We start from the raw sequence: 18,399 nt of genomic DNA, 5'->3' as shown, positions 1-18,399 counted from the left end.
GAATGAAAGTTCAGGATTTTTTATTTTTATTCAGTATCATTATAAGAGTTTACTTTGAAAATCAATTGAAGTTTAACAGGCTCTTTTTTCGAATTTGGATATTTTTCGTCATTGACTCTTTTTTCAAACTCTTTCATAATTTCTAAATCTAAATCATCTCTAACGGCAAATTGTATTTCATTATTTTTCTTTTTTAACTCAAACTGAACCATAATTTTTCCTGATTTATCTGAATTTTTAAAAAGATCTTCAAATATTTTACTTGTTTTGTCAATAATAGTTTTTATGTCTTCAATAGAGCTGTTTTTTTCAAAATCTTCTTCAGCACTTAGCAACACTACTTTTTCTAGTCTGGTTTCTTTAATCCCTTTAGAAATTGAATCCATTTCTTTTCCATCCTGATATTTTTTTGTACCATTACTTGACTTTTTATTCGGTTTAGGAGCTTCATCTAACCACATCAATTTCAAATCTTTCTTCAATAAATTTAGAATATAATTGTGCTCTTTGGTTTCTATAATTAGCAAAGGTTCATCAATATCAAATGAAATAACAGACCAGTAGTATTTTAACTCATCTTCAGTTGCCTTTCTTATTTTGTACTGCTCAGCAACTTCTTTTTTAAGTTCATCCCAAATTATTTTACTATCCTTCACATCTTGACACATTTTCCCTTCCAAAATCAAATCATCAACGTGAAATTCAACTCTTCCTTTCTCGATTTTTTGAACATTTTCATAGTTTTTAAACCTTTTCCATAACTCAGGTCCAATAATAAGGTTGTCTTGCAATAGGTCATAATTACCAGAATTATTCAAATTGTCTGCTATTAATTTTTTTGCTTTTTCAACTATTTTACTGTCACAATAGTTATATACAATCCCTTTTGGAATTGTTATAGTTTCCTTTTTTTGGGCAAAAGATATTGTAATTGTAAGTAGTGAAAATAAAAGATATATTGATTTCATTGGTAGAATTAGTTTTTTGTTTTTTTATTAGCTTTTCATTTCTTGTACAATCGCAGCTTCAAGTACATCAATATTTATATCTTTTAGTGTTTTAAATTTGATACAATAGCCTGATATGCTAGCTTTACCTATCGTACTGCCATAGGTTTCGAGTAAATATTTTTTGTCTTCAATTCCCATAATATAAACAGAAATTCCAGTTGTGTTTGCACTTAATCCAATTTTATAGAACTCTTTAGTTGTACCATTGGAATATTTCAATAAGTGAAGCCCATAACCTATATTGGGGTTGGAAACAATTTTATTTTCATTGTTTTTACCATCTAAAAACCACAACTTGCACGCAGGAAATAGTTCAAGAATACGTTTATGCAAGGTTTGAATCTCAGTCCTTTTTGGCTCGGATTGACTAGTAATGTATTCTTGGATTTGACTTTGAATTTCCATGTAATATTGGATCTGTATGATGTATTATAAATCTAAAATAAATTACGTGTTGAGATTTCTCTATAGTTATAAAAAATACCAATTACTTTTTATTTTTACCAGAGTTAAATTTAAAACGTTCTACAGGATTTTCGGGTTTTACCTTTTTATCTGTTGGTTTTCCTTTTCCAAATGGTTTTTTAGCTTCGGTAGTTTTAGCTTTAAAAGGCTTTTTATTTCCTTCTTTTGTGTTAGTATTTTTAGGAGAGGTATCTTTCTTGTAAACTTCTTTCAAAGGCACTTTAGTTGCTTTTACTGCGTTCAAAACTTCCATCGGTTGTTTAGGATCTTCTTTAGTGCCACGTAAATAGATAACCAGACCATTTAAAAAATTGCGCAATAACTGATCACCACATTCCATAAAATTGGGATGGTCATCACTGCGAAAAACATTGCCTAATTCACCTTTAGAAACTCTAAAATTTACCAAATTTAATATCTCAATAATTTGGTCATCACGCAATTGCAATGCCACGCGTAACTTTTTAAATACATCATTATTATTCATCTAAATATTTTTTAATAATTCAAAACTAACAGAGCTATCATTTCACTCAAAAAAGCCAAAGATACGCTTTTGCAAATTCTCTTGCCCATAATTTTTCGTTATGTTTTCCGCCTATTACAACTACTTTTTTTGTTAAATGTTCACAAGAGCAACGTTTGTCGTTTACTAAGTCCACCATTTTATTCATATCACTAACCATAGTTTCGCTTTCGGCATCTCCACACATAAAATATAATTTGGTTTTTAATGTTTTTAATTTTTCGGTTTGAACATATAATGCTGGATTAAACCAAAAGGAAGGAGAGAATACCATTGCTTTTCCAAATACTTTCGGATATTGTAAAGCGGCATAATATGAAACCAATCCACCTAATGAGCTACCACCAATGGCGGTATTATATTTCCCAGTTTTAGTTCTATAGGTGCTGTCTATTCTTGGTTTTAAAGTATTGACAATAAAGTCCAAATATGAGGCAGCACCGCCACCACCATATTCTTCATGCTTAAATGGAGTCAATTCATCAATTCGTTTTTCATTCCCATGTGCAATTCCAACTACAATTACTTCAGCTTTCAAACTATCTAAAGTTTCATCAATACGCCATTCACCAGCATATGAGGTACTGGCATCAAACAAGTTTTGTGCATCATGCAAATAGAGTACAGGATATTTTTTGGTGGTAGCATTATAATTCTCTGGCAAATACAACCATATTTTTTTCGTGCTTTGCAATTGAGGAGCTTCTATCACAAAAGTAGAAACATTTTTTTGGGCATTACAAAATGGAAATGTTAATAAAAAAAACAACGGATATAGGAATAAATGCTTTTTCATTTTTATATTTGATAAATCAACAAGTTATAAAATTAGTATTTTGATGGAGACTTACCAAGAAAAAATCAGTTTGTTACAAGAAATGATTGCATTTGCTCTAATTGATGGAGAATTGCATGATAGAGAATACGATTTTTTAGAAATTGTTGCACAAGAATTAGAAATTGATAAAACTACTTTTTTAGAATTATTTAAAAATAGAGGCGAAATTCAAGTAATCAAAGATGAGTTTAACAGAATTTGTCAATTCTATCGTTTGGCATTATTGATGCATTGCGATGGAGTATTGCATGAAAGAGAGCAAATCAAAATTAACGAAATTGGTATTAATATGGGACTAAATCCTTATGCCATGAAGAGAGTTTTGCATCTAATGAAAGCGGCTCCAGATAGAATGGTTTCTGGTGAAATACTGCTTTCTGTTTTTAGTGAGCAACACAATTAAGGGCTAGACAACAATTGTTTTACCGCAATTTTTCATATTTTTGACACCTAATTAATTCCAATCCTTTGAAACCAAATTCAAAAATCTATTTCGCATCAGACCAACATTTTGGAGCACCAACGCCCGAATTGAGTTTTCCTAGAGAACAAAAATTTGTAGCTTGGTTAGATGAAGTGAAACAGGATGCCGCTGCAATTTTCTTGTTAGGAGATTTATTCGATTTTTGGTTTGAATACAAAACAGTGGTTCCAAAAGGATTTGTTAGAGTTTTAGGGAAATTAGCAGAAATTAAGGATTCAGGTATTCCAATCTACTTTTTTGTGGGGAATCATGACTTATGGATGAGTGATTATTTTCATAAAGAATTGAATATTCCAGTTTATCACGATAATCAAGAATTTACTTTTAACGAAAAAACGTTTTTAATCGGGCACGGTGATGGAAAAGGGCCTGGTGATATGGGCTACAAACGAATGAAAAAAGTCTTCACCAATCCGTTTTCAAAATGGTTATTTCGTTGGTTACATCCGGATGTTGGTGTGAAATTAGCCCAATATTTATCAGTAAAAAACAAACTGATTTCAGGTGTAGAAGATGTGAAATATTTAGGAGAAGACAACGAATGGTTAGTTCAATATTGTAAACGAAAGTTAGAAACTAAAGAGTACAATTACTTTGTTTTTGGACACCGTCATTTACCATTGGAAATCGAATTAACCGAAAATTCTAAATACGTAAACTTAGGCGACTGGATTGGTTATTTCACCTATGGCGTTTTTGATGGCGAAAAAATGGAATTGAAAGAATTCAAAAATTAAATCGTTTCCAAATCTTTTTCGATATCCAATTCTCTAAACTTTGGTGATGCTACAGCGGTAACACCTACAATGCCTAATGTCATAATACCGCCAAAAACTACTGCATTCACAACTCCCATCAATTTAGAAGCTAAGCCACTTTCAAAAGCACCCAATTCATTAGATGAACCCACAAATATCGAATTCACAGAAGAAACGCGTCCTCGCATGTGGTCAGGCGTATAAATTTGTAGAATAGTTTGTCGAATTACTACAGAAATTCCATCTGTAACTCCACTTAAAAATAACGCCACTACCGATAACCAAAAGTTAGTCGATAATCCGAAAACAATAATACAAACTCCAAATCCGAAAACAGCCAATAATAACTTTTTACCTGCTTTTTGATGTAATGGAATAGAAGTCGAAATCAACATGGTAATTAAGCCGCCAATTGCTGGAGCTGCTCTCAAAATACCAAAACCTTCCGAACCTACTTTTAAAATATCTTGCGCAAAAATGGGTAATAAAGCAACAGCTCCACCGAATAAAACCGCAAACATATCTAAAGAGATAGCATTCAAAATAGGTTTTGAACTAAACACAAACGACAATCCTTCTTTCAAACTTTTGAAAATTGGTTCGCCTAATTTTGGATTCAAAATCGGTTTTCTTTCAATTTGTGTCAATACGACTAAAGCCATTATCACACAAAAAACAACAAAAACCAATGACCAAAACACACCAATCCAACCAATTGCAAATCCCGCCAAAGCTGGCCCAATTACAGCTGCTACTTGCCAAGTAGAACTACTCCATGTCGCTGCGTTAGGTTGTTCTTTTTTAGGAATAATTAATCCCAACAAACTAAAAACGGAGGGAATTAAAAATGCACGAATGATTCCGCCCACGAAAACTAGAGCGTAAATTCCGTATAAAATGGCGTTTTTTGAAAAAGAATCGATAAAATTCGGATGCACTAACAAACAAAACAAAGCACTGATAATTGCTAATCCAGAAAAGCATTTGATTAACAAACCTTTTTTCTCATTTTGATCTACAATGTGTCCGGCAAACAACGCCATACTTATTGCGGGAATTATTTCCATCAAACCAATTAATCCCAATGATAACGGGTCTTTCGTGATGCGATACACTTCCCACTCAATCAATACAAATTGCATCGACCAGGCTAATACAATAAATAATCTCATAGCTAAAAACCATCGAAATTCCGGTATACGTAAAGATGAAAAAGGGTCTTTTTTAGCCATTTGAAGTATTGATATCGCGTAATTGCAGTTGCAAAGTTACAGTATCTTTCCATTCATTTTCTTCCAAAGAGAAAATTCCATCAAATTTATTTTTGTTGGTAACTAAGTCTAATTTATTTCCCAATCCAAAACCAATTGCTCCAAAACTCTCAGAATTTCCTTGCTTTACGAATGCTTTCAAGTGTTCGTTATCGGAACCCAATGTTTTCGCATAACCTGAATCAGTTAATCCTTTCGCTAAAAATAAAGGCGTCATGTTTTCGGGTCCGAAAGGTTCGAATTGTTTCAACAAACGCATTAATTTCTGATTGATTTCGGACAATTCGATTTCAGCATCGTATGAAATTTCAGGAGTCAATAAATCGGGATGAATGGTTTCTTGCACGACTTTTTCGAAAGCATTTTTGAAATTCTCGTAGTTTTCTTCCAAAAGAGTCATTCCAGCGGCATACATGTGACCTCCGAATTGCTCCAAATGTTCCGCACACGCTTCCAACGCATTATAAATATCAAAATCTTTCACCGAACGCGCTGAAGCTGCTAATTTCTCACCACTTTTTGTAAAAACAATCGTTGGACGATAATAATTTTCAACCAATCGTGAAGCCACAATCCCAATAACGCCTTTGTGCCAATTTTCTTGGTAGACGACGGTTGAAAATCGTACTTGCTCATTGTTTTCTTCAATTTGAAGTAAGGCTTCTTTCGTAATTTGTTTGTCTAACTCTTTTCTATCGGAATTATGTTGTTCGATTTCGGAAGCGAATTGTTCGGCTTGGTCTAAATCATATTCGGTTAACAACGCAACGGCTTCGTTTCCGTGTTTGATTCTTCCTGCTGCATTGATTCTTGGCGCTACGATGAAAACCACATCCGTAATCGTCAACACTTTTTTCTTTACATTTTGAATCAATGCTTTTATTCCTGGTCTCGGATTCGAATTAATCACTTCTAAGCCAAACTTCGCCAACACTCGATTTTCACCATTAATCGGAACAATGTCAGCCGCAATAGCAGTCGCTACCAAATCTAAATATTCTACTAAATCTTCAATGGTTTGATTTCGATTTTCGGCTAAAGCTTGAATCAGTTTGAATCCAACACCACAACCACACAATTCATCATATGGATACGAACAATCGTCTCGTTTTGGATCTAAAACTGCAATCGCATCAGGCAAAATATCGCCTGGACGGTGGTGGTCGCAAATAATAAAATCGATGTTTTTTGCTTTGGCATAATTGATATGATCAATAGATTTGATACCACAATCCAAAGCTATAATTAAGGAAATATCGTTGTCTTCGGCATAGTCAATTCCCATATAGGAAATGCCGTAACCTTCTGCATATCTATCAGGAATATAGGTCGCAACATTCGGATAAAAACTTCGTAAATAACTTGAAACTAAGGAAACAGCCGTTGTTCCATCGACATCGTAATCCCCGAAAACTAATATATTTTCGTTGTTCGCAATAGCTTTTTCGATTCGCGCCACGGCTTTGTCCATATCTTTCATGAGATACGGATTGTGCAAATCGGCTAAAGTGGGACGGAAAAAGGTTTTGGCTTGTTCGAAGGTTTCGATTCCTCTTTGAACTAAAAGTGTCGCAATAATTTCATCGACTTGAAGGGCGCTCTGAATGGCTTGTACTTTTTCTGGATTTGGCTTAGATTTTGGATTCCAACGCATAGTTTAATTACGAATTAAAAATTATGAATTATTTGTTTTGGCTTATATAATTGAATGACAAAGGTATAAATATTTTTTATTTTTTCGGTTGTCATTTCGACGTAAGGAGAAATCACATAATCTTTTAAAAAATTACTACTGAAAATGATGATTTAAAAATTCGAAATCAGGATTCATATTTCTAATTAAATCCATCTTCTTTTCTCGTCTCCATTTTTTAATTTCTTTTTCTCTTGCAATTGCTTCTTCAACCCACACGAATTTTTCATAATAAACCAGAAACTCTAAATTATATTTTGAAGCAAACGTTTTATTACCTAGTTCCAAATTTTCTTTGTGTTGACTTAATCGCTCTTTCAAATTATTTGTCATTCCAATATAATAGGTAGAACGATATTTATTGGTAATGATATAGACATAATAAGAATGAAAACCTATTTGTGGATTAAATTCATTCATGCTTTTTAACTTTATGTGATTTCTCCTTACGTCGAAATGACAAACTAACTATATTTTATGATAAAAAATCGCCACCTCAACTTTAGCAAATTGACGGAACATTTCCATCACTCCACAATATTTTTCTACCGATAAATTCACGGCTTTTTCTAGCTTTTTCTCGTCTAAATTACTGCCATAAAAATGATAATCTACTTTTACTTTGTGATACGTTTTAGGATGTTCTTCGGTTAATTCGCCTGAAGTTTCAATTTTGAAATCGGCTACTTCTAACTTCATTTTTTCCATTAAAGAAGCAACGTCTAAACCTGTGCAACCCGCTAAAGCCGATAACATTAATGCTTTTGGACGCAAACCTTTTCCTTCGCCTCCATTTTCTGGACCCGCATCAATTGAAATGACATCGCCACTTGGGTTAGTGGACTCAAATTGCATGTTACCTTTCCATGTGGTGGTTATGTTGTGTGTTTCCATTTAAAATAATATTATTATGTTAACCTGAAATCGAGCAACCATAGCATTTAAGATTGTAAATTTTCGGTAACCAGAAAAACAAACTAATAGCTATTAATAGAAGGATCCAAGTTGTTATATTTAACTTTTGATAAAAAAATCGAAACAATGAGATAATAAAAAACAATAAAGCAACAAAAGACAAAACAATAGTAACATTGTCGGCTAAAGCTAAATGACTATTCACTAATTTTTGAATGTACGCAATAATAACAAAATAAATAAAAGCATTTATTGTTAGTAAAATAAAAAAGAATAATCCTACTTTCTTAAAATTCATTATCATTTCGTCTTAATTAAACCTCCCACAACCACAACAATCTCCCCTTTAGCTGGTTTTGCTTCAAAGTGTTTTAAAACTTCTTCGGCGGTTCCTCTTACGGTTTCTTCGTGCAATTTGGATAATTCTCGAGAAACAGAAACAGGTCTGTCGGCTCCAAAATATTGTACAAATTCGGCTAAGGTTTTATTTAGTTTATGCGGCGATACATAGAAAATCATAGTGCGATATTCTTCTTGCAAGGCTAAAAATCGGGTTTGTCTTCCTTTTTTATCAGGTAAAAAGCCTTCAAACACGAATTTATCATTGGGTAAACCGCTATTTACTAAAGCCGGCACAAAAGCAGTTGCTCCTGGCAAACATTCTACCGCAATTCCGTTTTCCACACAAGCGCGAGTAAGCAAAAATCCTGGGTCAGAAATCGCTGGAGTTCCTGCATCGCTGATTAAAGCAATGGTTTCGCCCGCTTGTAAGCGCTTCACCAAATTCTCAACGGTTTTGTGTTCGTTGTGCATGTGGTGACTATGCATGTGCGTTGCAATTTCGAAGTGTTTTAGCAATATCCCGCTGGTACGTGTGTCTTCTGCTAAAATTAAATCGACTTCTTTCAATACTTTAATCGCACGAAAAGTCATGTCTTCTAAATTGCCAATTGGCGTTGGAACGATATATAGTTTACTCATCAAAATTAACTAAACTTTTTTTCTACAATTTCTAAGAAACGGGTTTCATATTCTTCGTTGCCTGCCCAATTGTTATAATCTGGTTTTACAAAATCAACTATAAAGCCCTTAGCTTCCTCAAAACTATCAAATGTATTCAATTGAGAAAGTACACGATTAAAATCTTCAGCATTTCCGCCAAATAGTTTTTTCTCAAACGCAATACGATCGTTCAAACCAATGTTAATGCCTTTGTTTAATTTATCGTTTAAAGACAAAGGTTTGTCTTCTTTCTGAACTTTTTCAACCGTTTTTTTAACTTCTTCTTCAATAACAACAGAAGCGGTTTCGGATGTCTTCGCTGTAATTTCTTCTGGTGGCGTAGCTTCAAAAATAGTTGCATTAGCTTGCTCAACAGCTACAGGAACATCTTCTACTTTTACAAAATCCAATTCTTTATAATCATGCACCAACATATCTTCAAATGAAATTTGTTTTGCAGGTTCTTCCTTTTTTTGTGCAACGATAGGTTCTTCTGTAATAATTTCTTCTTCAATAGATGTCTCTTCCATCGGAGTAATCAATACTTCTTCTTCCTCATCTTCTTCTTCCACAATTAATTCTGCTACCACAATTTTTTCTTCTAAAATTGGAGTTTCAACAATTGTTTCGGTAACAATTTCTTTTTCTTCTTTAACTGGCGCTAATTCTTCTGTAACAGCAATAGGTTGTTCAAAAATTGCCTCTTTTTTTTCTTCTAATTTAGTTGCTAAAACTTCTTCTGAAATTTCATTTTTTACCAATTCAAAGTTTTCTTCATAAAAACGTAAAATGGTCAATTGATCATACAAGTTTTTCGCTTCTTGCTGTAATTGAAGTGTTTCAGAATGGTTTTTTAATTTCAAAATGCGGTGGGCAATACTGATTAATTCAGCAGTAACTCTTTTCTTCATAACTTTATTAGATGGAATTGAATATATCGATACTTTTTTAATATTTTTGTTTTGCTTACAAATGTAGCAGAAAATAATTTTTTAACGTACGAAAGATACAAAAATGTTTCTCGAAAATACCGTAAATCAACAAGAACAATTTGGCTGGATAGAAGTAATCTGCGGCTCTATGTTTTCGGGTAAAACCGAAGAGTTAATTCGTAGATTAAAGCGCGCCCAATTTGCCAAACAAAAAGTAGAAATCTTTAAACCTGCTGTCGATACTAGATACGACGACGAAATGGTGGTGTCGCATAACCGCAATGAAATTCGTTCTACACCTGTTCCTGTTGCCGAAAATATTAGAATCTTAGCGCAAGGTTGTGATGTGGTTGGTATTGATGAAGCCCAATTTTTTGACGAAGAAATTGTTGCCGTTTGTAACGATTTAGCCAATTCAGGTATAAGAGTTATTGTTGCAGGGTTAGATATGGATTTTAAAGGTAATCCGTTCGGACCTATGCCTGCTTTGATGGCTACTGCCGAATATGTCACAAAAGTACACGCCGTTTGTACACGCACAGGAAATTTAGCGCACTATAGTTTTAGAAAATCAAGTGATGAAAAATTAGTAATGTTAGGCGAAACAGAAGAATATGAACCATTGAGTCGTGCCGCATATTATAATGCTATACGGGAACATAAAGAAGAAAAAGAATAATTTGAAACTGACAATAAGCCATATTATTTCGCTTTGTAAAGGTGTTTTTCATGGAAACTCAACCGAGTTTACTGCAACACATATTTCAATAGATAGCCGTTCTCTGCAAAATGGAAATAATACTTTGTTTTTTGCTATAAAAGGCCAAAATCACGATGCCCATTTGTATTTGGAAGAGTTGATTGCAAAAGGCGTTCGTTATTTCGTGGTCGAATATATTCCAGAGCATGTATACGAAAAAGCGAATTTCATTATTGTTGAAAATTCGTTGAAAGCCATACAACAAACTGCGATTGGCTATCGAAAACAATTTGATTTTCCATTTGTAGGAATTACAGGAAGCAACGGAAAAACCATCGTAAAAGAATGGTTGAATTTCTTGTTGAGTCCAAATCATTTAATCGTTCGAAATCCGAAAAGTTATAATTCGCAAGTCGGCGTTCCGCTATCGATTTTAGCGATTGAAGGAAATTATGATTTAGGCATTTTTGAAGCTGGAATTTCGTTACCTAATGAAATGTTGAATTTGGAACACATCATCCAACCAAAATATGGCATTTTAACCAATATCGGTTCGGTTCATGATGAAGGTTTTGCAAATCATGAAACCAAAATCAAAGAGAAAATCAAACTTTTTGAAAATTGTTCGGATGTTTTCTTAGAAAAGAATGCTGAAATTGAAGTTTTATTTCCACAAAACAGTCAAATACACACTTGGAGTTTTTCAGATGAAAGTGCGAATCTTTTCGTTTCGAAGAAAAATGAAAATGGTAAAACAGAATTAACTTTCAAAAATGCAACCAACACTTTTAGTGTAACTATTCCGTTTTCCGATGAAAATTCGATTGAAAATGTAATTACTTGCGTGAATTTCATGCTGTTTTTAGGAGAAGAAATCGCTTTTATTCAAAATCGTGTTGCCGAATTATATCCAGTAGAATTAAGATTGCAAGCTAAAAAAGGTATCAACAATTGTTTGGTCATCGACGATAGTTATTCGGTAGATTATCAATCGTTGAAGATTGCACTGGATTTCTTGGAACAACAAAAATTACACGATAAAAAAACGATTATTTTATCCGACATTTTCACGAGTGGCATTGCGGTTGAAACGCTTTATAATCAAGTAAAACAATTGCTTTCGAAAAATAAAATCGAGCGTATTATTACCATTGGCGAAACTATCGGAAAACAATTGAACGATTTACCGAATGTGATTTCGTTTGCCACTACACAAGAATTTTTACAGCAATTCAATACGCAATCTTTTCAAAACGAAACCATTCTAGTGAAAGGCGCGCGTGGGTTTAACTTCCATGAAATTGTGGTTTTATTGGAAGAGAAAAATCACGAAACCATTTTAGAAATTAATCTCGATGCAATTAGTCACAACCTGAATTTCTACAAATCCAAACTAAAACCAGTAACCAAAATTATGGTGATGGTTAAAGCATTTGGCTACGGAAATGGTGGTTACGAAATTGCCAAATTGCTCGAACATCATAAAGTAGATTACTTAGGCGTAGCGTTTGCCGATGAAGGCATCGAATTGCGAAAAGCCGGAATTACGACTCCAATTATGGTTTTAAATCCTGAAAACAGTAGTTTTAGAGCCATGATTGCCTATAATTTGGAACCCGAAATTTATTCGATTACGGGTTTACAAGCGTTTTTAAAAATTGCGCAACACCAAAATATTTCGCACTATCCTATTCACATTAAATTAGATACGGGAATGCATCGTTTGGGATTTGAACCGCATTTGATTTCCGAATTGTGTTCCTTACTAAAAAACAACAATTTTGTTAAAGTGAAAAGCGTGTTTTCACATTTAGCTGCGAGTGATGACTTAGAATTAGACGATTTCACAAAATTACAATTTCAACGTTTTGATGCGATGTATTCCGAATTAGAAAAAGTATTGCCTTCAAAACCGATTCGTCATATTTTAAACACATCAGGAATTTTCAATTATGCTGAAAAGCAAATGGAAATGGTGCGATTAGGCATTGGTTTGTATGGTATTGGAAATTCGGAACAAGAATTAAAAGTGTTGGAAAATGTAAGTACTTTAAAAACCATTATTTCCCAAATCAGAGAAGTTTCAGCTGAAGAAAGCATTGGTTACAGCAGAAGATATAAAGTAACTCAAAAAATGAAAGTTGCTACAATTCCAATTGGTTATGCAGATGGTATTCGAAGAGCTTGGGGCAATGAAAAAGGTTTTGTTACCATCAACAACCAAAAAGCTACGATTTTAGGATCGATTTGTATGGACATGATGATGGTGGATGTTACTAATATTTCTTGTAAAACAGGAGACGAAGTAATTGTTTTTGGTAAAAACCCTAAAGTTACAGAGATGGCAAGTGTAATTGGCACAATACCTTACGAGATTCTAACAGGCATTTCGCAACGTGTTAAAAGAATTTTTTACAAAAATTAACATTGTGTTAAAATTTTTGTAAATTCGTAAATATAAAAACAAAGTTAACCCTAAAAAATTAAGACCTATGGGAATGATTTCAGAATTTAAAGACTTTATTGCAAAAGGTAATGCAATGGATTTGGCTGTTGGAGTAATTATTGGAGCTTCATTCGGAGCGATTGTAAACTCTTTAGTATCAGATGTAATAACCCCAGCTTTATTAAACCCAGCTTTAAAAGCGGCACAAGTAGAAGATTTAGCCGGATTAAAAACTGATGGAGGGATTTTATACGGTAAATTTTTAGCAGCTGTTATTAGTTTCTTAGTCATTGCTTTTGTTATCTTTTTAATGGTAAAAGGAATCAACAGCATGAAGAAAAAAGAAGAACCAGCTCCAGCACCTCCAGCAGGACCAACACAAGAACAATTGCTTGCTGAAATTAGAGATTTATTAAAAAAATAGTCACTATACGCTACACTATATATTCTAAATTAAACCCCGATTCGTCGGGGTATTTTTTTATCATTGGGTATGATAGGATAAAATTATATGAAACAGTTCAAAAATAATTTTTCAGAATAAGATACTGTATAGATGGTGTATGGATAATGTATGGATAGTGTATGAATAGTGTATGGATAGTGTATGCTAAAGGTATGGATGAAGTATGCTAGAAGTATTGTTGAGGTATTTTAATAAAAACACAAATGATTTATTTTTGAATGCAATTCATGAGATAATTAAACTTTTGTGAAAAATAAGATTCTATTTGAAAAGTAATTTGATTATTCTATATTTTTGCACAACTAAATTAATTTAAAAAAAAATCGCTACGAAACTCGTTTGTATCAGTATGTATAAATAAATTTAAAGCGATTATAGATATCACAGCTATAAAATTAAATCAAAATATATGAAAGTAGCCGTAGTAGGCGCTACCGGTATGGTAGGCGAAATAATGCTTCAAGTATTAGCAGAACGTAATTTTCCTGTAACAGAATTAATTCCAGTTGCTTCTGAAAAATCAGTTGGAAAAGAAATCGAATGGAAAGGGAACACCTATAAAGTAGTAGGTTTACAAACCGCTGTTGACATGAAACCTGAGATTGCTTTGTTCTCAGCTGGTGGAGAAACTTCTTTAGAATGGGCTCCAAAATTCGCAGCTGTAGGAACAACCGTAATCGATAATTCATCCGCTTGGCGTATGGATGCTACTAAGAAATTAGTTGTTCCAGAAATCAATGCTTCTGTTTTAACTAAAGACGATAAAATTATTGCAAATCCAAACTGTTCGACAATTCAAATGGTAATGGCTTTGGCGCCTTTGCATACTAAATATGACATCAAACGTATAGTAGTTTCTACTTACCAATCCATTACAGGAACGGGTGTAAAAGCGGTACAACAATTAGAAAATGAATATGCAGGTATTCAAGGTGATATGGCTTACAAATACCCAATTCACCGTAATGCAATTCCTCAATGCGATAGTTTTGAAGAGAATGGCTACACCAAAGAAGAAATGAAATTGGTTCGTGAAACGCAAAAAATATTAAACGATAAAACTATTGCTGTTACTGCAACTGCAATTCGTATTCCAGTAGTTGGCGGTCATAGCGAAGCTGTAAATATTCAGTTTGAAAATGAATTTGATGTTAGCGAAGTTCGTCAAATTTTACATAACACGCCTGGCGTAACGGTTCAGGATAATTTAGATACATATACTTATCCAATGCCAATTTATGCACAAGGAAAAGATGATGTTTTTGTAGGTAGAATCCGAAGAGATGAAAGCCAATCTAATACATTGAATATGTGGATTGTATCAGATAATTTGAGAAAAGGAGCAGCAACAAACACGATTCAAATTGCAGAATATTTGGTTGCAAATAAGTTAGTTTAATTATTCTTTTTGAATGAAGAAAAAGCTATTGTATATTAATATTTTATTGATGCTTTCAGTGATATTCACTGTTGGCTATCAATCAATACACGCTTTTTCACACGAACACCATCATACTGTTGAAAGTATTGCGAAAAAGCAAAATTCAACAGATAAATCAACTACTTTTAAAACATTCACCGAGAAAGAAGACTGTCCGATTTGTGATTTCAAATGGGCGGCTTTTCTTTCTCCTGAACGTTTTCAATATACTCTTTTTGTACCTAGTGAGCCGATTCCATATTTAGATGCAATAACTAAAAATGAAAAAACTTCACAGGTTAGTTTCTTCTATTTAAGAGGACCGCCCACTTTTAATATTTAATAGTGTCTTGTGCCTAGTGCATAAAAGACAAGTTTGTGGTGCGTCATTGATTTGGCGTGCTATTGTCGTATATTAATTATTAAAAACCCTAATATGAAATCTTTTTTCAATATGGCTTTGCTATTGTTCTCAATGGCAAGCTTTTCACAATATAAAATAAGCGGTTATGTAACCGATACTAACAACCAAAAGCTGCAAGGAGTAGCGATACATGTAGAAGAAAACAATATAGAAACTACCACTGATGACTCTGGTTATTATGAAATTAATGCTTTGCCAAAAGGGCAAAATAAAATCATCTTTAATTATATCGGTTTTGAAACCAAATCTGAAATGGTTTATACTGATAAAGCGATACAAGTTCTAAATGTTCAATTGGTTGAAAAAGAACAGCATTTAGATGAAGTTATTGTGTCTACATTATACAACAAGATACAATCACAAAACGTGATGAAAGTCGAACATGCTTCGGTAAATTCACTCAAACAAAAAGGTGCTACTACTTTAATTGACGGATTAGCTACATTGCCTGGAGTTGCACAAATCGCTACAGGAAATTCTATTGGAAAGCCGGTGATTAGAGGTTTAAGTGGTAATAGAGTTTTGGTCTATTCTCAAGGTATTCGTATGGAAAATCAACAATTTGGAGAAGAGCATGGATTGGGATTAAATGCTTCAGGAATTGAAAGTGTTGAAGTAATCAAAGGACCTGCATCATTGTTGTATGGCTCTGATGCTATTGGTGGTGTAATCTATTTTAATCCAGAAAAATATGCTTCTTTACATGAGAAAGTAACTTTATTGGAACAGCAATATTTTACCAATACACAAGGTACAGCTACTACTTTTGGTTTTAAAGCTTCTCCGTCGAATTTTAAATTTTTAGTAAAAGGAAATTATACATCACATGCCGATTATAAAGTGCCAAATGGCGATAGAATTATAAATACGCGTTTCATTGAAAAAGATTTTAAAGCTGGAATTGGATTTGCGAATTCAAAATTAGCTACCGATTTTAGATATAATTACAACAATTTGAATTTAGGTTTGCCCGAAGAAGATATTGAAAATTCAGGATTTAGAAATCCGCTTTTTCCAAAGCAAGAAGTTGATAATCATGTATTGAGTTTGAATCAAAAACTGTATTTCAAAAATTCAAAAATAGAAGCCGATTTTGGATATTCATTAAACAATAGAAAAGAATTAGAAGCTTTAAATGAAATTGCCTTATCAATGAAATTGCAAACAGCAAGCTACAATTTAAAATATTATATGCCAAAAATGGGAAAATGGGAAGCTATTATTGGTACGCAGGGAATTCATCAAATCAATACCAATTTTGGAGAAGAATTATTAATTCCAAATGCTGAAGTGAATGATTTTGGGGTTTATGCCACTACAAATTTTGCTTGGAAAACAAATGTACTACAAGCAGGACTTCGTTTTGATAATAGAAATGTTAATACAACAACACATGGAATAGTAGGAGAGGAAGGCTATTTTGAAGGAATTAACAAACAGTTTACTAGTTTTAATGCTTCTTTGGGATACAAAACAAATGTATTAGAATCAATTACAACAAGAATTAATATTGCTTCTGGATTTAGAGCGCCCAATTTATCTGAACTAACTTCAAATGGTGTTCACGAAGGAAGTAACCGCTATGAAATAGGAAATGCAACTTTGAAAAACGAACAAAATATTCAATTTGATTTGAATTTGGAATACAAGAGCGAACATTTTGAATGGTTTGCTAATGGTTTCTACAACCATATTAATAATTACATTTACATCGCCCCAACTGGAGCTGTAATTGATGGAAATAATGTTTACAATTATGTACAAAATAATGCGCAATTGTATGGTAGTGAGGTAGGAATCCATTTTCACCCACATCCTTATGATTGGTTACATTTTACCAGTAGTTTTGAAAATGTAATAGCCAAACAAGATGGAAGTAATTTGCCATTAATTCCAGCCAATCAATGGAAAAATAATATCAAAGCAGAATTTGAATACGGCAATTGGTTCAAAGAAGGATTCGCTTCGATGTTTTTAAATTACACATTCAAGCAAAATAATTTTGGGGAGTTTGAAACCAAAACCAACGATTACTTCTTAGTTAATTTTGCACTTGGCGGAAAGGTTGCTTATAGAAAAACAAATTTTAATTTGTCGGTTAATGCAAATAATATGTTGAATAAAACGTATGTTAACCATCTATCAAGATTGAAAGCAGAGGGTATAAATAATATGGGAAGAAATATAATTCTTAGCTTAAGTTTTGCACTATAATCACAACAGGTAATAAAAAATCCCGCTTCTGCGGGATTTTTTTTATACAATCTTTTTAATAACTCTCAGTTTGTGCGTATGTCGATTGGTATCTGCATTATAAATTCCTAAATGATCTAATCTGTCAATGCGAACTTTTCCTGAAGCGTGAATAATGTAGTTGTTTTCCATCATAATTCCTACATGGATAATGTTTCCTTCATCATTGTCAAAAAAGGCTAAATCGCCAGGTTCGCTTTCTTCAATAAAACTTAATGCATCACCTTGTGTGGCTTGTTGCGAGGCATCGCGTAACAAATGATAGCCATTTAATTTGTAAACCATTTGTGTAAATCCAGAGCAATCTATTCCGAAAGGTGATTTTCCGCCCCACAAATAGGGAGCATTCAAATACATAAAAGCAGTTTTTACCAATTCTGATTTAGGCTTTACACCACAAACTTTCATGCCCTCAAAGCTATATTTGGCAGTATTGATGTCTTCGTTTTCTAAAAAAGATAAAGAAGCACCCAATGAAATAGGCATCAATTGATTGTTAGGTGTTGTGATGTAGTCAATTAAATCAGCATTTAGAACACTAGGGACTTTGTCTAAAAATAAATATTGTTCTTCTGTAATCGATTGAAATTGTTTATTGTCAATCCACCCCACATAACCGTCATAGGCCAATTCTACTTGTGCCCATTTCGCGGTAAGTTCAATAATTTTAAAGTGTTCGCCAAATAACAATTGTGAAACTTGCTCACTTCTGTCGCTCGCTTCTGCTCTAATTGGTACGATGGCTAAATTACAAATTCCAAACATAGTTGGTCTAAATAAAAAATGATGAATTAAG

Annotated in this window: 19 protein-coding genes; 8 read left to right on the top strand and 11 right to left on the bottom strand. The window is 33.2% G+C overall.

From position 1 onward, the window contains the following. Nucleotides 1–26: 26 nt before the first annotated feature. From G4L40_RS03525 to G4L40_RS03510, 4 genes are all read right to left on the bottom strand, one after another. Complete coding sequence (locus tag G4L40_RS03525) at nucleotides 27–968, bottom strand: hypothetical protein (protein WP_166235780.1); 942 nt, start codon at nucleotides 966–968, stop codon at nucleotides 27–29. Nucleotides 969–995: 27 nt separating this feature from the next. Further along, nucleotides 996–1,415, bottom strand: a complete 420-nt coding sequence (locus G4L40_RS03520; RefSeq protein WP_166235779.1) for a DUF1801 domain-containing protein — start codon at nucleotides 1,413–1,415, stop codon at nucleotides 996–998. A gap of 82 nt (nucleotides 1,416–1,497) precedes the next feature. Next, complete coding sequence (locus G4L40_RS03515; RefSeq protein ID WP_166235778.1) at nucleotides 1,498–1,962, bottom strand: DUF1456 family protein; 465 nt, start codon at nucleotides 1,960–1,962, stop codon at nucleotides 1,498–1,500. Nucleotides 1,963–2,008: 46 nt separating this feature from the next. Continuing rightward, nucleotides 2,009–2,797 carry an alpha/beta hydrolase gene (locus tag G4L40_RS03510; RefSeq protein WP_166235777.1) on the bottom strand — a complete coding sequence of 263 codons (789 nt, stop codon included), beginning with the start codon at nucleotides 2,795–2,797 and terminating at the stop codon, nucleotides 2,009–2,011. 43 nt (nucleotides 2,798–2,840) lie between these two features. Here G4L40_RS03510 and G4L40_RS03505 point away from each other — a divergent pair, with 43 nt between their 5' ends. Next, complete coding sequence (locus G4L40_RS03505) at nucleotides 2,841–3,242, top strand: TerB family tellurite resistance protein (protein ID WP_166235776.1); 402 nt, start codon at nucleotides 2,841–2,843, stop codon at nucleotides 3,240–3,242. 65 nt (nucleotides 3,243–3,307) lie between these two features. Then, nucleotides 3,308–4,060 (top strand): UDP-2,3-diacylglucosamine diphosphatase, encoded by a 753-nt coding sequence (locus G4L40_RS03500; protein ID WP_166235775.1) that lies wholly within the window; start codon nucleotides 3,308–3,310, stop codon nucleotides 4,058–4,060. Here G4L40_RS03500 and G4L40_RS03495 read toward each other — a convergent pair. The 6 genes from G4L40_RS03495 to G4L40_RS03470 form a co-directional block, all read right to left on the bottom strand. Continuing rightward, nucleotides 4,057–5,313: an MFS transporter gene (locus G4L40_RS03495; RefSeq protein WP_166235774.1), complete on the bottom strand. Its 1,257-nt coding sequence runs from the start codon at nucleotides 5,311–5,313 to the stop codon at nucleotides 4,057–4,059. The two genes, G4L40_RS03500 and G4L40_RS03495, sit on opposite strands and share 4 nt — an antisense overlap. Continuing rightward, nucleotides 5,306–7,006: a single-stranded-DNA-specific exonuclease RecJ gene (recJ, locus tag G4L40_RS03490; protein ID WP_166235773.1), complete on the bottom strand. Its 1,701-nt coding sequence runs from the start codon at nucleotides 7,004–7,006 to the stop codon at nucleotides 5,306–5,308. The genes G4L40_RS03495 and recJ overlap by 8 nt, the downstream gene beginning before the upstream one ends. A gap of 135 nt (nucleotides 7,007–7,141) precedes the next feature. Next, complete coding sequence (locus tag G4L40_RS03485; RefSeq protein WP_166235772.1) at nucleotides 7,142–7,465, bottom strand: GIY-YIG nuclease family protein; 324 nt, start codon at nucleotides 7,463–7,465, stop codon at nucleotides 7,142–7,144. A gap of 48 nt (nucleotides 7,466–7,513) precedes the next feature. Next, complete coding sequence (locus G4L40_RS03480) at nucleotides 7,514–7,939, bottom strand: OsmC family protein (protein WP_166235771.1); 426 nt, start codon at nucleotides 7,937–7,939, stop codon at nucleotides 7,514–7,516. A gap of 321 nt (nucleotides 7,940–8,260) precedes the next feature. Further along, entirely contained in the window at nucleotides 8,261–8,941 is a 681-nt protein-coding gene (gene rsmI, locus G4L40_RS03475; RefSeq protein ID WP_166235770.1) for a 16S rRNA (cytidine(1402)-2'-O)-methyltransferase, read from the bottom strand. A 5-nt stretch (nucleotides 8,942–8,946) separates the two neighbouring features. Continuing rightward, nucleotides 8,947–9,873, bottom strand: coding sequence for a hypothetical protein (locus tag G4L40_RS03470; RefSeq protein WP_166235769.1), 927 nt, complete (start codon nucleotides 9,871–9,873; stop codon nucleotides 8,947–8,949). A 103-nt stretch (nucleotides 9,874–9,976) separates the two neighbouring features. Between G4L40_RS03470 and G4L40_RS03465 the strand changes: the two genes are divergently transcribed. The 6 genes from G4L40_RS03465 (at nucleotide 9,977) to G4L40_RS03440 (ending at nucleotide 17,564) form a co-directional block, all read left to right on the top strand. Further along, nucleotides 9,977–10,573, top strand: a complete 597-nt coding sequence (locus G4L40_RS03465) for a thymidine kinase (RefSeq protein WP_166235768.1) — start codon at nucleotides 9,977–9,979, stop codon at nucleotides 10,571–10,573. Between the two features lies 1 nt (nucleotide 10,574). Continuing rightward, on the top strand, nucleotides 10,575–13,019 hold the full coding sequence (locus tag G4L40_RS03460) for a bifunctional UDP-N-acetylmuramoyl-tripeptide:D-alanyl-D-alanine ligase/alanine racemase (RefSeq protein ID WP_235922578.1): 2,445 nt from the start codon (nucleotides 10,575–10,577) through the stop codon (nucleotides 13,017–13,019). 67 nt (nucleotides 13,020–13,086) lie between these two features. Then, the gene (gene mscL / locus G4L40_RS03455; protein ID WP_166235767.1) at nucleotides 13,087–13,464 is read left to right on the top strand and encodes a large conductance mechanosensitive channel protein MscL; all 378 of its coding nucleotides are present in this window, start codon (nucleotides 13,087–13,089) and stop codon (nucleotides 13,462–13,464) included. 451 nt (nucleotides 13,465–13,915) lie between these two features. Further along, on the top strand, nucleotides 13,916–14,905 hold the full coding sequence (locus G4L40_RS03450; protein ID WP_166235766.1) for an aspartate-semialdehyde dehydrogenase: 990 nt from the start codon (nucleotides 13,916–13,918) through the stop codon (nucleotides 14,903–14,905). Between the two features lie 13 nt (nucleotides 14,906–14,918). Continuing rightward, nucleotides 14,919–15,269, top strand: a complete 351-nt coding sequence (locus G4L40_RS03445) for a hypothetical protein (protein WP_166235765.1) — start codon at nucleotides 14,919–14,921, stop codon at nucleotides 15,267–15,269. Nucleotides 15,270–15,362: 93 nt separating this feature from the next. Continuing rightward, complete coding sequence (locus G4L40_RS03440) at nucleotides 15,363–17,564, top strand: TonB-dependent receptor (RefSeq protein WP_166235764.1); 2,202 nt, start codon at nucleotides 15,363–15,365, stop codon at nucleotides 17,562–17,564. Nucleotides 17,565–17,606: 42 nt separating this feature from the next. On the opposite strand, the gene G4L40_RS03435 is transcribed toward G4L40_RS03440, so the two are convergent. Further along, nucleotides 17,607–18,368 carry a C40 family peptidase gene (locus tag G4L40_RS03435; RefSeq protein ID WP_166235763.1) on the bottom strand — a complete coding sequence of 254 codons (762 nt, stop codon included), beginning with the start codon at nucleotides 18,366–18,368 and terminating at the stop codon, nucleotides 17,607–17,609. Nucleotides 18,369–18,399 lie beyond the last annotated feature (31 nt).

Origin of the sequence: Flavobacterium celericrescens (genome assembly GCF_011392075.1) — a bacterium.
Lineage (GTDB): Bacteria > Bacteroidota > Bacteroidia > Flavobacteriales > Flavobacteriaceae > Flavobacterium > Flavobacterium celericrescens.
This window is presented reverse-complemented; position numbering and strand designations above follow the sequence as displayed.

Excerpts from the sequence above, each read along its gene's own strand:
- G4L40_RS03435 (WP_166235763.1), bottom strand. The coding sequence starts at position 18,368 with ATGTTTGGAATTTGTAATTTAGCCATCGTACCAATTAGAGCAGAAGCG.
- G4L40_RS03450 (WP_166235766.1), top strand. The coding sequence starts at position 13,916 with ATGAAAGTAGCCGTAGTAGGCGCTACCGGTATGGTAGGCGAAATAATG.
- G4L40_RS03480 (WP_166235771.1), bottom strand. The coding sequence starts at position 7,939 with ATGGAAACACACAACATAACCACCACATGGAAAGGTAACATGCAATTT.
- G4L40_RS03505 (WP_166235776.1), top strand. The coding sequence starts at position 2,841 with ATGGAGACTTACCAAGAAAAAATCAGTTTGTTACAAGAAATGATTGCA.
- recJ (WP_166235773.1), bottom strand. The coding sequence starts at position 7,006 with ATGCGTTGGAATCCAAAATCTAAGCCAAATCCAGAAAAAGTACAAGCC.
- G4L40_RS03465 (WP_166235768.1), top strand. The coding sequence starts at position 9,977 with ATGTTTCTCGAAAATACCGTAAATCAACAAGAACAATTTGGCTGGATA.
- G4L40_RS03525 (WP_166235780.1), bottom strand. The coding sequence starts at position 968 with ATGAAATCAATATATCTTTTATTTTCACTACTTACAATTACAATATCT.
- G4L40_RS03510 (WP_166235777.1), bottom strand. The coding sequence starts at position 2,797 with ATGAAAAAGCATTTATTCCTATATCCGTTGTTTTTTTTATTAACATTT.
- G4L40_RS03485 (WP_166235772.1), bottom strand. The coding sequence starts at position 7,465 with ATGAATGAATTTAATCCACAAATAGGTTTTCATTCTTATTATGTCTAT.
- G4L40_RS03445 (WP_166235765.1), top strand. The coding sequence starts at position 14,919 with ATGAAGAAAAAGCTATTGTATATTAATATTTTATTGATGCTTTCAGTG.
- G4L40_RS03520 (WP_166235779.1), bottom strand. The coding sequence starts at position 1,415 with ATGGAAATTCAAAGTCAAATCCAAGAATACATTACTAGTCAATCCGAG.
- rsmI (WP_166235770.1), bottom strand. The coding sequence starts at position 8,941 with ATGAGTAAACTATATATCGTTCCAACGCCAATTGGCAATTTAGAAGAC.
- G4L40_RS03440 (WP_166235764.1), top strand. The coding sequence starts at position 15,363 with ATGAAATCTTTTTTCAATATGGCTTTGCTATTGTTCTCAATGGCAAGC.
- mscL (WP_166235767.1), top strand. The coding sequence starts at position 13,087 with ATGGGAATGATTTCAGAATTTAAAGACTTTATTGCAAAAGGTAATGCA.
- G4L40_RS03470 (WP_166235769.1), bottom strand. The coding sequence starts at position 9,873 with ATGAAGAAAAGAGTTACTGCTGAATTAATCAGTATTGCCCACCGCATT.
- G4L40_RS03495 (WP_166235774.1), bottom strand. The coding sequence starts at position 5,313 with ATGGCTAAAAAAGACCCTTTTTCATCTTTACGTATACCGGAATTTCGA.
- G4L40_RS03515 (WP_166235778.1), bottom strand. The coding sequence starts at position 1,962 with ATGAATAATAATGATGTATTTAAAAAGTTACGCGTGGCATTGCAATTG.